Origin of the sequence: Pararhizobium sp. LjRoot238 (genome assembly GCF_964252955.1) — a bacterium.
Classification (GTDB): domain Bacteria; phylum Pseudomonadota; class Alphaproteobacteria; order Rhizobiales; family Rhizobiaceae; genus Pararhizobium.
Genome location: NZ_CAXUPP020000001.1, coordinates 2,831,120 through 2,842,219 on the forward strand (window position 1 = coordinate 2,831,120; position 11,100 = coordinate 2,842,219).

Below are 11,100 nucleotides of genomic sequence, written 5' to 3' on the forward strand. Positions count from 1 at the left end.
GCGTGATTATTTGCCGGCGCCGGCGATCTGGTCGCCGTCGCGCGTGAGGTAATAGGCCGCCAGGATCGGCAGGAAGGTCACCAGCATCACCACCATGGCGACGACATTGGTGACCGGCCGCTGGCGCGGGCGAATGAGTTCTTCGAGCATCCAGATCGGCAGCGTCGACTGCTGGCCGCCGGTAAAGGTGGTGACGATGACCTCGTCGAAGGACAGCGCGAAGGCGAGCATGCCGCCGGCCAGAAGCGCCGTGCTGATGTTGGGCAGGATGACGTGGTGGAACGTCTGGAAACCGTCGGCACCGAGATCCATCGAGGCCTCGATCAGCGAACCGGAGACGCGGCGGAAGCGGGCGACGGCATTGTTGTAGACGACGACGATGCAGAAGGTCGCGTGGCCGAGCACGATGGTCCAGAAGGAAAAGGGAATATCGGCAAAAGAGAAGGCCGATCGCAGCGCAATGCCGGTGATGATGCCGGGAAGCGCGATCGGCAGGATGACGAGCAGCGAAATGGTTTCGCGGCCGAAGAAGCGCGTCTGGCTGACGGCCGCGGCGCAGAGCGTGCCGAGCACGAGGGCAATCGCCGTGGCGATCGTCGCGACCTTGACCGACAAAGTGAGTGCCGCCCAGACATCCGGCCGGTTCCAGGTGACGGCGAACCATTGCAGCGTCACCCCCGGCGGCGGGAACTGGTAGCTCTTTTCCTCCGTGGTGAAGGCGTAGAGGAAGATCAGGAGGATCGGGATGTGCAGGAAGGCGAGCCCGCCGATGGCGGCGATCTTCAGGCCAAGCGGTGCTTGAGCGGAGCGGTCAGAGCGCATCGAAGGCCCCCATGCGTTTGGCCATCCAGAGATAGAGGCCCATGATGACGATCGGGACGACGGTGAAGGCTGCCGCGAGCGGAATATTGCCGGCCGTGCCCTGCTGCGCATAGACGGCCTGACCGATGAACAGGCGCGACGAACCGATGATCTGCGGGATGATGTAATCGCCGAGCGTCAGCGAGAAGGTGAAGATCGAGCCGGCGACGATGCCCGGGAGCGCCAGCGGAAAGAGCACGTGCCGGAATGTCTGCTGCGGTGTGCCGCCGAGATCGGAGGAGGCCTCGATCAGATTGGCGGGCACGCGCTCAAGGGCTGCCTGGATCGGCAGGATCATGAAGGGCATCCAGACATAAACGAAGACGAGGAAGGTGCCGGTATAGCTGACCGAGAGCGAATTGCCGCCGATGACGGGAAGCGAGAGCCAGCCATCGAGCAGCCAGAGCAGGTTGAGCTTGGTGAAGGCCCAGGTGAGGATGCCTTCCTTGGCAAGGATCAATTTCCAGGCGTAGATCTTGACGAGATAGCTCGACCAAAGCGGCAGCATGACGCCGAGATAGAAGACGGCCTTCCATGTCCCCTTGGCATAACGCGCCGCGTAGTAGGCGATCGGGAAGGCGATCAGCGCAGAAAACAGCGTGACCGTGGCGGCCATCAGGACAGTGCGGACGATGATGTCGAAATTGGCATCCGACAGCAGTTGCCTGTAGGTCGCAAGCGTGAACTCGTAATTGATCAGCCCGGAGAAATCGTCGATCGAGAAGAAGCTCTGCAAGAGCAAGGCAAACAGCGAGCCGAGATAGATGATGCCGAGCCAGAGGACAGGCGGGCCGAGCAGCACGGCGATGAGGACGTGCGGGTGCTTCCAGAGGAAGTCCGAAATTCGTCCGGTCAGGCGAGGCCCGTTCGGCAGGATGGTTTGCGTGGAGGCGAGGGTCATGCAACCTCCATCAGATGAAGGTCGTTGCGCGAGAAGGCGAGCTGCACATGCGCGCCGATATCGGGTACGGGCATGGCGGCGGGGCTGGCAACGATGATCTTCTCTCCGTCGCAGTCGACGCTGACGCGGTTGACCGCGCCAAGGAAGCTGCAGGCCGTGACAGTGCCGGGCAGGGTGAGTTGCTCGGCCCAGGAGGTGCCGATAGCAATCGCTTCCGGGCGCAGGCTCGCGGCCGCAGCGGGTACCCCGAGCCTGGCGCAGATGGCGCTGGACAGGATGTTGGACGAACCGACGAAATCGGCGACAAAACGGGTCTGCGGCCGCTGGTAGATATCTTCCGGCGTACCGAGTTGCTGGATCTTGCCGTCGTTGAACACGGCGATGCGGTCTGCCATGGACAGGGCCTCGCCCTGGTCGTGGGTGACGAAGACGAAGGTGATGCCAAGCGATTTCTGCAGGCTCTTCAGCTCCTCCTGCATCTGCTCGCGCAGCTTGAGATCAAGCGCGCCGAGGGGTTCGTCGAGCAGCAGAACCTTGGGCTTGTTGACGAGGGCCCGGGCGAGCGCCACGCGCTGGCGCTGGCCGCCGGAGAGCTGACCCGGCCGACGCTGGCCGTAGCCCGGCAGCTTGACCATGGCGAGGGCATCTTCCGCTGCCTTGCGGCGTTCTTGCCTGCCGACGCCCTTGACCATCAGGCCATAGGCGACATTGTCGAGGATCGAGAGATGCGGGAAGAGCGCATAGTCCTGAAACACCGTATTGACGCTGCGGCGATAGGGCGGAACACCTTCGGCCGTTTCCCCGAAAATCTCAATATGGCCGCCGGTCGGCTGCTCGAAACCGGCCATCAGCCGCAGGCAAGTGGTCTTGCCGGAACCGGAGGGGCCGAGCATGGCAAAGAACTCGCCGGGCGCGATTGCAAGGTCGACCGCATCGACGGCTTTGACAGTGCCGAAGTGGCGGGATACGTTTTCGAACAGGACGGCGGCGGTCATGGGTCTTCCTTGCTCGGCAAGCTATTGATTGGGTTATCACACAGGTCGCGGTGATCTCCCCCCTTGAGGGGGAGATGTCGGCATCGCCGACAGAGGGGGGTAAGCCCGCTCCGCATGTGAGGAGAGTTTACCCCCTCTGTCACTTCGTGACATCTCCCCCTCAAGGGGGGAGATCAGATCCGAGTTCGCCGTTTACCGGCCGCCGATGACGCCGATGTAGTCGGAGACCCAGCGGTGATAGGGCACGCACTCGCCCTGGCTTTCGCATTTTGAAACCGGGGTCTTCCAGAACTTGATCTTCTCGAAGTCGTTGTAGCCGTTGGCTGCACAGCCTTCGTCGGTCAGCAGTTCATTGCCCTTGCAGGCGGCCGGTACCGAAGGAACGGTGCCGAACCAGGCCGAGACGTCGCCCTGAACCTTGGGTGACAGCGAGTGTTCCATCCACATATAGGCGCAGTTGGGGTGTTCGCTATCGGCATGCAGCATCGTCGTATCTGCCCATCCGGTCGCACCCTCCTCCGGGAAGACCGAGGCGATCGGCTGCTTTTCGGCCTTCAGGAGGTTGACCTGGAAGGGCCAGGAGCCGGAGGCGATGACACCCTCGTTCTTGAAGTCGTCGATCTGGATCATCGCGTCATGCCAGTAGCGGTTCGCCAGCGTGCGCTGGACGCGCAGAAGGTCAAGCGCCGCCTTGTATTGATCTTCATTGAGTTCGTAAGGGTTCTTGATGCCGAGTTCGGGCTTGTGGAACATCAGGTAGTTGGCGGCGTCCGCCACATGGATCGGGCCGTCATAGGCCTGGATGCGGCCCTTGTTGGACTTGCCGTCCGGCAATGTCATCTCTTCGAACACGACCTTCCAGCTCTTCGGTGCTTCGCCCTTGAAAGCCTCGGTGTTGTACATCAAGACGTTCGGACCCCAGACATAGGGCGTGCCGTAATGGGTGCCGTTCACAGTATGCCAGGGCGCATTCTGCAGACGCTCGTCGATGGTCGACCAGCTCGGGATCAGGGCGGTGTTGATCGGCTGGACGCGCTTGCCGGCAACGAGGCGCAGCGACGCGTCGCCCGAGGCGGTGACGAGGTCGAAGCCGCCTTCGTTCATCAGCGCGACCATTTCGTCCGAGGTCGCAGCCGTCTTGACGCTGACCTTGCAGCCGGTGTCTTTTTCGAAGCCGGTGACCCAGTCATAGGCCTTGTCGGTCTCGCCGCGCTCGATATAGCCGGCCCAGGCGACGATCGACAGCTCGCCTTCGCCCTTGCCGAGTTCCTTCAGCGGCTCCTGGGCAAAAGCATGGGTGGCGAAAGCGAGCGAAAGGGTGAGCGCGGTGCAGGATTTCAGAATCTGCTTCATCTTCAGTCTCCCGGTTTGGTATCCGTGTTTCACGGTCTTTGTTCCCGGAGTAAAAGGTGCCTCTATTTTGCCGCTTTCGCAAATTCATTAATCAGAATGTTGCTATCGGTTTTGCCGATATCGATCGAATTTACCGGGACCTGCCGCTGCGCAGCGCCTCTGCAACCCCGATGAAGTCCTTGGCCGATTGCGGCAACCCTGAGCCCTTGCGCCAGACCATGCCGACCTGGACCACGGGGAGAGCGCCGGAGACGTCCCGGCTTTCGATCCGGTCGCCTTCCAGCGACCAGGGCCGGTAGACGAGATCGGGCAAGAGCGCGATACCGGCGCCGGTCGCGACAAGGCTGCGCACCGCCTCGACCGAGCGGGTACGGAAGGCGACATGTGGGCGGGCGCCGAGCGCGGTCAAAAGCTTGCCAGTATTCTCCTCGATTTCGTCGACCGTCAGCATGATCAACGGCTCCTTGGCGATATCGGCAACGGAGATGATATCGGCGGAAACCAAGGGATGGCCGAGCGGCAGCCAGAGACGGTAAGGCGAGGTCTCGATGATTTCTGCCTGCAGCGCCATGCGGTCGCGCAGGTTGGAAATGACCATGACGGCGACATCGAGCTCGCCGCCGACCAGCAGATGTTCGAGATAGGAGCCATTGTCTTCGATGGCACTCACCTCGACTTCCGGGCAGGCGCGGCGATAGCGGGCAAGGAGATCAGAGAGGACGTAACCGGCAACGAGCGAGGTGACGCCGAGATTGAGCGTGCCGCCGGTGCGCGATTCCCGCTCCTGCGAAAACGAGCGGCGTGCGTCCGATACGCCGGCCAGGATCTTGGTCGCATGGCGCAGGAACTGGTGGCCGTTATGGGTGATGTGCAGGCCGCGCGGATGGCGCTCGAACAGCTCGACGCCCAAGTCCGTCTCCAATTCCTTGACGGCCTCGGTTATCGAGGATTGCGAGATCGACAGGTTCTGCGCCGCCCGGGTAATGGAGCCCTGTTCGGCGACGGCGACGAAATATTGGAGCTGACGGAGCGTGAAGGCCATGGCCTAGCTAACACGGGCAGAGGGGGGAATGGCAAGGTGGATGAGGGCGAACACATTCGCCGAGGATGCGCGGGAGGAAGCCGAGTTCTGTGTCCATCATCGACGTGATCGGCACCCGGAATCGCGAGCGCGCAGGCGTGCAAAGACATCCGCTGCCGGGACGTCGGGACGAGGATCATCCAGCGCTTCGCGGATTTTCAACCGGATGGCGTCGGCCGACTGCGCATCCGGCACGGTATGTTGCTGCTCGGAAGGTGGTTTGCCTGCGCGCATGGAGCGTTACTCCTCGCAGACAGACGAACACGGCTGCGCGACTTCGTGTGGTCTCGATGTTGGAAATTTCGAGGAGTGTCGGCCTCAGAACAGAGCTTGCCAGAATTCCGGTTATGCTCAGATAACAATCAGGACCGGCTATTCATGACAACAGATCGCCTTTTCCCCACCGAACCCGGCATTCTCGCCTTCCACAAACGCTGCGAAGAATTCTACCCGGCCGATGCCGTCGATGCGCCGATCGAGCAGCAGCGCAGATGGTACGACGCGCTGTGCGCCGAGTTCGATGCGCCGTCGCCGCAGGGACTGACGCGGCAGGATGAGAAGGTCGGCGGCCGTATTCCCGTGCGCCGGTACCGGCCGGCGGAGATCACGACGCAGACGCGGATTTTCTACATTCATGGCGGCGGTTTTGTCGTCGGCTCGCTCGAAAGCCATGATGCCATCTGCGCGGAGATCGCCCACGCAGCAAAAGCCGAACTGGTCTCCGTCGATTACCGGCTGGCGCCGGAGCATGTCTGGCCGGCGGCGTTCGAGGATTGCTTCGAAGTGCTGATCTCACTGCTTGCCGACGGCCGGCCGCTGGTCATCGCGGGTGACAGCGCCGGCGGCAATCTGGCGGCGGGGATTGTGCTGAAGGCCAAGGCGGAGGCAATCGGCGGTATCGTCGGGCAGGTGCTGATCTATCCGGGGCTTGGCGGCGACCTGGTGTCGGGCTCCTATGCCGAGATGGCCGAGGCGCCGGGGCTGTCGACGGCTGACGTCGCCTATTACCGGGATGTCTTGAAGGCACCGGCTGACAGCGCCTTCGCGCACCCGCTGAAGGCAGAGGATTTCTCCGGCCTGCCTCCAGCCTATATCACATCGGCGCATTTCGATCCTTTGCGCGACGATGCCGCGCTTTATGCCCAGCGGTTGATCGCTGCGGGTGCGAACGTCACTTATCGCGACGAGCCGCAGATGATCCATGCGTGGTTGCGCGCCCGTACCATGAGCGAGGGCGCGCGGGAAGGTTTCCGCCAGATTTGCCTGGCGGTCAGCGGTCTCGTTGGAACGCTTTAGATCTTTGTTTCATGCGTGTCGTTGCCCCAAAACCGCTGCACACTTTTGGGCGACATGCATTAGCCCTTGGCCTTTAGGACCAGAACCGGGTCGGGGCTGAATTTCGCCGGGAAGAGCGCCTTCAGGTTCTCGATCTTCGGCAAGTCATTGTAGACGATGTAGGGGTAGGTTGGATTGAGCGTCAGGAAATCCTGGTGGTATTCCTCGGCCGGATAGAAGGCGGTCATATCCGAGACCTTGGTGACAACCGGTTCGCCGAAAACCTCAGCCTTATCGAGCTGGGCGATATAGCTTTGCGCGATCGTCTTCTGCTCACCATTGGTGGTGAAGATTTCCGAACGGTATTGCGGGCCGTGGTCTGGGCCCTGATAGTTCAACTGCGTTGGATTGTGCGCCACCGAGAAGAAGATCTGCAGCAGCTGACCGTAGGTGACCTCTTTCGGATTGTAGGTGATCTCGACTGACTCTGCGTGACCCGTATTGCCGCTGCTGACGGTTTCGTAGGCAGCGGTGTCCTTCGTGCCCCCCGAATAGCCGGAGACCGCGTTCTTCACGCCCTTCACATGCTGGAAGACACCCTGCACACCCCAGAAGCAGCCGCCGGCGAAGACGGCCTTTTCGGTCGCCGCGCTGGCGGTTTCATCGATTGCAGGAGGAGGGACGATGACGGCATCTTCGGCGGCATTGCTGAAGGTCGAAGACATCGCAAAGAGCGCGGCGGCGATTGCGGTTGCGCCAAGGCCGAGCGCGAGGGAGCGTCCGGTCGTTCGCGAGGCAGTTTGTGTTTTGATGGACGGCATGGCATTCCTCCTGTTCGATCGGCGGATGCATGAGACGCACCCTTGGATCCGGCGACATGCGCCTTTGCTTGATGAGCAAAGTCTGACCTGACGCCGGTTCACGGGTCAAATCGCAAATGCGTGCGTAACGCCAAAGTGAGAGGCTGGCCGCAGCGCTACACGCTTGTGTGATGCCAGAAGGAATCGATGGAGGATGATATGACGGCTATCACCGATCTCGACGTGCTCTTGCGCGAAATGCGCCCGGACCTGCGGCCCGGAGACTATGTCTATTGCACGGTGCCGAATGATCCGGCGGGGGGCTGGCTTTCGTTATCGCCGCTCGGCTTCTTCCGCGAGGACGAAGGCCTGACGCTGATCCTTGAGCGCACAGAGGCAGACAAGGCCGGCCTGGCTTATGGCCCGGTGATGCGCTGCATCACGCTGACAGTGCATTCCGCGCTCGAGGCTGTCGGATTGACGGCGGCAGTTGCGGCGGCGCTGACGCGGCATGGCATCAGCGCCAATGTGGTCGCGGCCTATCACCACGACCACATTTTCGTGCCGGTCAAGGATGCGGAGCGGGCGCTTGACGCCTTGGCCGAGGCGCGGCCCGTCTGATCCTTTACATGAAGTCGCGGGGGAGGCGCTTCTCGAAGGTCTTTTCAAAAATCTGCGTCTCGCCTTCGTAGGCCGTGACCGAAGCCGACGTCAGCCACTCCGTTGCTGTGCAGCCGATCCGCGAGACCGAAACGGTCTTGACCGACCAGTTTTCGCGTTTGGCAACGCAGGTCCAGGTGGAGACGCCGGTCATCGACAGGGGATCGTCCGCAGCGATGGTCCAGATCTCGTTGCGAATATCCTGAGTGGCAAAGCCGGTGTCCGGATGTTCGAAAAGGCCGGTGTCCTCGAAAATATAGTAGTGCGTCTTGCCGGTCGTCATATCGCGCTCGACGCGGCGGCTGGTCTTTCCCGCCGCATGCTCGATGTATTTCGGCAGCGGATCGGGATTTGCCGGTTCAGGCACGGTGATCACCCGGTGTTCACCGATTTTCGGCAGGGCAAGGCCGAGGGAGGCGAGGTCGAGCGTCAGGCCCGGATCGGACGGGGCCGGCAGGACCATCGGCCAGTAGGATGTCGAGAGCGACAGGCGGATGCGGTGGCCGGCGCCGAAGCGGTAGCCGCAGGCGTCGAGCACCAGCCGGATTTGCGTCTTTTTACCCTTCTCCATCGGCTTCGGCTCGGCGTAACCGTCGCGGTGGGCAAGGTTGAGCACGCCGAAGGTGACGCGAGTTGCCGTGCCATCCGGATGAATATCGACGAGACGAGCGATCAAGTTTGCCCAGTCGCCGTCGCAGGCGAGTTCGACGGTCAATACCGGTTGGCCGAGATAGTCGACCGCATGGGTTAGCGGCGCCGTCTCGAAGATCAGCGAGCCCGCATCGTCGATCCGCTGGTCGCCCGCCATTTCGGCGTCCGGCTTCAGCGTGAACCATTCGCCGGCGGCGGTTCCGGTATCGAGTGGCGATCTCAGATAGGCGTTGTGGTCATGGGCGCCGGCGATCGGCATGCCCTCCTGCAGGCTTCCGAACTGATCGACATAGAAGCACTGCATTTCCGGCGGCCGCCACTGATCCTTGGCGATCCAGAAACCCGGCTCCACATTGCGGCGAAGCGCCGGCTTCGGGCCGTCAAGAATGAAGGCGCGCATCTGCGGCAGAGCCTCGACGCCCGTATCCTCGTCGCGCAGCCAGCGGTTCCACCAGGCGATGGCCTCGCCGTGGAAATCGGCGCGTGGTTTCGGCCATGCGAAATGCGGGTATTTGTGCACCCAGGGGCCGATCAGAGCCTTCACCCGGTCGCCGAGACCTTCTGCGGCCTTCATCGGCGTGTTGCGGTAGCCGTCGGCCCAGCCGGCGATGACCATGGCCGGTATCGGGAAGCCGTCGAAAACCTCGCAGATCGAGCCGTGTTTCCAGAAGTCGTCGCGGCGCTGGTGCTCCAGCCACTCCTCGATGAAGAAGGGCTCCAGCGCCAGGCGCTCCAGCCACATCTGCCTCCACATGTCACCGACCAGCGCCGGGTCGGGTGAACGGGACTGGTAGGCCAGCATGGTCGCCGCCCAGGAAAGCTGCGCGGAGAGATGCGTGCCATTCTTGTAATGGATGTCGTCATTGTAGCGATCGACGGTCGAGGCGATCGAGATCACCGCCTTCAGCGCAGGCGGTTTAAGCGCCGCCACCTGCAGGCAGTTGAAGCCGCCCCAGGAAATGCCCATCATGCCGACCTTGCCGTTCGACCAGGGCTGTGCGGCGATCCAGGCGATCAGTTCGCAACCATCGGCAAGTTCGCGCGGCGTATACTCGCCGTCGATGACGCCGTCGGATTCGCCGGAGCCGCGGATATCGACGCGAATTCCGGCGATGCCGGCTGCCGCAAACACCGGATAGGTGGATTCGTCGCGCGGACTTGTCCCGTCACGCTTGCGGTAGGGAAGGTATTCGAAAACTGCCGGCACCGGGTTCCGATCCGCGCCCTCCGGCAGCCAGATGCGCGCGGCCATTCGCGTGCCGTCCTTGAGGACGATCCATTGGTTTTCGATGACGGTGAAATTGCCTGTGGTCATGTCCTGGTCTTTTCTGCATGCTGTCGCGCCCGCATTGCTGGCGGTGTCGTGGGAGGACGAGAATGTTGAAGAGAAATGTTTCGGCGGGCATTTTGATCCTTGCCGTCGCAGTTCCCGCCGTTGCTGACGACGTGCCGCCGCTGCCGGCCTGCGCGCTGTCGGGTGCCACCAGCGTCATGATCGGCGGCCAGCCGGCGCTCCGGTTGTCCGATGTCGCTAACTGTCCGCCCGAACTCTATGAGATCGTGCCGAGCATCTTCATCGAGGGACAGCCCGTCGTGCATTTTCGCTCCGGAGCCGGCGCAAAGGGCGATTGCTCGGCGAAGGGCTATGCTTCGGTCCTGCTGGAAGGCGAGGCCGCACAGCGCACGGGCGACGTCGCCTGCACAGCGAAATGACGGCGTTCTTTGCCACGCAAAAAGCGCGGTTTCCCTGAAGACGGCTTTCATGTCGTTGGCAAACCTTCGTAGGGATTGAGGCAGGAAACCTCCATCGTTTTGAAGTGGCGGATGTTGCGCGTCAGCACGGTCAAGTCCTGCGTCATCGCCGTCGCCGCAATCGCCGCATCCTCATAACCGGGGTCGCCGCCAATTCCATTGGCCTTGTCGAGCAATCGTCCGGTTAGCCGAGCCGTGTTGAGATCGAGCGTCAAAATACGGCTGGCATAGAGATGGACGATACTGTTCAGCCATCTGGCTAGATCGTTGGCCTTTTTCGACGCACCCTGTCGCGCGGCCTTCGCAATCCCCAGTTCGACTTCCGAGATGGATATGACCGATAGAAAGAGCCTGTTGGAGGTGTCTTCGATCCATTTGCGCACCGCCGCTTCTTCCGGCGTGTGGAGACGTCTTGGGCCAATCAACGACAGGATGTTCGTGTCGAGCAGGTACATCAGAACGACTGATCGCTCAGCGCGCGCGGGGGCTTGCGGTCCGGGATGTCGCCCTCCTCCAGAGGAGAATGGGTGAGCAGCCAGCCGAAACTCGGAACGTCGGAAAGCCGGCGATATTCCTCATAGGACATGATGACGGCCTCCCTGCGACCATGTCTCGTGATGATTGACGCTTCGCCATGCAATGCCTCGTCCACGACGGACGAGAGCGTTGCCTTGGCGTCGCGCAGCTGAATTTCCTTCATGGAGCACCTTTAATGACTACTGTGGTCATTTTAGAAGTTTTCCACGTGATGGTCAAACCGCCGCGGCACGT

At 61.9% G+C, this 11,100-nt stretch carries 13 protein-coding genes; 3 read left to right on the forward strand and 10 right to left on the reverse strand.

Annotated features, from left to right (window positions below):
- Window positions 1-6: 6 nt before the first annotated feature.
- The 6 genes from ACSQ3F_RS13755 to ACSQ3F_RS13780 all read right to left on the reverse strand — a co-directional run bounded on the left by ACSQ3F_RS13755 (window position 7) and on the right by ACSQ3F_RS13780 (window position 5,425).
- Entirely contained in the window at window positions 7-822 is an 816-nt protein-coding gene (locus ACSQ3F_RS13755) for an ABC transporter permease (protein WP_436100725.1), read from the reverse strand.
- Complete coding sequence (locus ACSQ3F_RS13760; RefSeq protein ID WP_436100726.1) at window positions 812-1,762, reverse strand: ABC transporter permease; 951 nt, start codon at window positions 1,760-1,762, stop codon at window positions 812-814. Before ACSQ3F_RS13760 ends, ACSQ3F_RS13755 begins: the two co-directional genes overlap by 11 nt.
- Complete coding sequence (locus tag ACSQ3F_RS13765) at window positions 1,759-2,757, reverse strand: ABC transporter ATP-binding protein (RefSeq protein ID WP_436100727.1); 999 nt, start codon at window positions 2,755-2,757, stop codon at window positions 1,759-1,761. Before ACSQ3F_RS13765 ends, ACSQ3F_RS13760 begins: the two co-directional genes overlap by 4 nt.
- Before the next feature lie 192 nt (window positions 2,758-2,949).
- On the reverse strand, window positions 2,950-4,110 hold the full coding sequence (locus ACSQ3F_RS13770; RefSeq protein ID WP_436100728.1) for an ABC transporter substrate-binding protein: 1,161 nt from the start codon (window positions 4,108-4,110) through the stop codon (window positions 2,950-2,952).
- Window positions 4,111-4,240: 130 nt separating this feature from the next.
- Window positions 4,241-5,152, reverse strand: coding sequence for a LysR family transcriptional regulator (locus ACSQ3F_RS13775; protein WP_436100729.1), 912 nt, complete (start codon window positions 5,150-5,152; stop codon window positions 4,241-4,243).
- Between the two features lie 96 nt (window positions 5,153-5,248).
- Window positions 5,249-5,425, reverse strand: coding sequence for a hypothetical protein (locus ACSQ3F_RS13780; protein ID WP_436100730.1), 177 nt, complete (start codon window positions 5,423-5,425; stop codon window positions 5,249-5,251).
- 144 nt (window positions 5,426-5,569) lie between these two features.
- On the opposite strand from ACSQ3F_RS13780, the gene ACSQ3F_RS13785 reads away from it, so the two are divergent.
- A complete protein-coding gene (locus ACSQ3F_RS13785; RefSeq protein WP_436100731.1) occupies window positions 5,570-6,487 on the forward strand; it encodes an alpha/beta hydrolase in 918 nt (305 codons plus the stop codon).
- A 59-nt stretch (window positions 6,488-6,546) separates the two neighbouring features.
- On the opposite strand, the gene msrA is transcribed toward ACSQ3F_RS13785, so the two are convergent.
- Window positions 6,547-7,191, reverse strand: a complete 645-nt coding sequence (gene msrA / locus ACSQ3F_RS13790; protein ID WP_436102150.1) for a peptide-methionine (S)-S-oxide reductase MsrA — start codon at window positions 7,189-7,191, stop codon at window positions 6,547-6,549.
- A gap of 294 nt (window positions 7,192-7,485) precedes the next feature.
- Here msrA and ACSQ3F_RS13795 point away from each other — a divergent pair, with 294 nt between their 5' ends.
- Window positions 7,486-7,887, forward strand: coding sequence for an ACT domain-containing protein (locus ACSQ3F_RS13795; RefSeq protein ID WP_436100732.1), 402 nt, complete (start codon window positions 7,486-7,488; stop codon window positions 7,885-7,887).
- A 4-nt stretch (window positions 7,888-7,891) separates the two neighbouring features.
- Here ACSQ3F_RS13795 and ACSQ3F_RS13800 read toward each other — a convergent pair whose 3' ends face one another.
- Window positions 7,892-9,892 carry a CocE/NonD family hydrolase gene (locus ACSQ3F_RS13800; protein WP_436100733.1) on the reverse strand — a complete coding sequence of 667 codons (2,001 nt, stop codon included), beginning with the start codon at window positions 9,890-9,892 and terminating at the stop codon, window positions 7,892-7,894.
- A 62-nt stretch (window positions 9,893-9,954) separates the two neighbouring features.
- On the opposite strand from ACSQ3F_RS13800, the gene ACSQ3F_RS13805 reads away from it, so the two are divergent.
- A complete protein-coding gene (locus ACSQ3F_RS13805) occupies window positions 9,955-10,290 on the forward strand; it encodes a hypothetical protein (RefSeq protein ID WP_436100734.1) in 336 nt (111 codons plus the stop codon).
- Window positions 10,291-10,337: 47 nt separating this feature from the next.
- Here ACSQ3F_RS13805 and ACSQ3F_RS13810 read toward each other — a convergent pair whose 3' ends face one another.
- On the reverse strand, window positions 10,338-10,784 hold the full coding sequence (locus tag ACSQ3F_RS13810; RefSeq protein WP_436100735.1) for a type II toxin-antitoxin system VapC family toxin: 447 nt from the start codon (window positions 10,782-10,784) through the stop codon (window positions 10,338-10,340).
- Window positions 10,784-11,029, reverse strand: a complete 246-nt coding sequence (locus ACSQ3F_RS13815) for a type II toxin-antitoxin system Phd/YefM family antitoxin (protein ID WP_436100736.1) — start codon at window positions 11,027-11,029, stop codon at window positions 10,784-10,786. Before ACSQ3F_RS13815 ends, ACSQ3F_RS13810 begins: the two co-directional genes overlap by 1 nt.
- Between the last annotated feature and the right edge of the window lie 71 nt (window positions 11,030-11,100).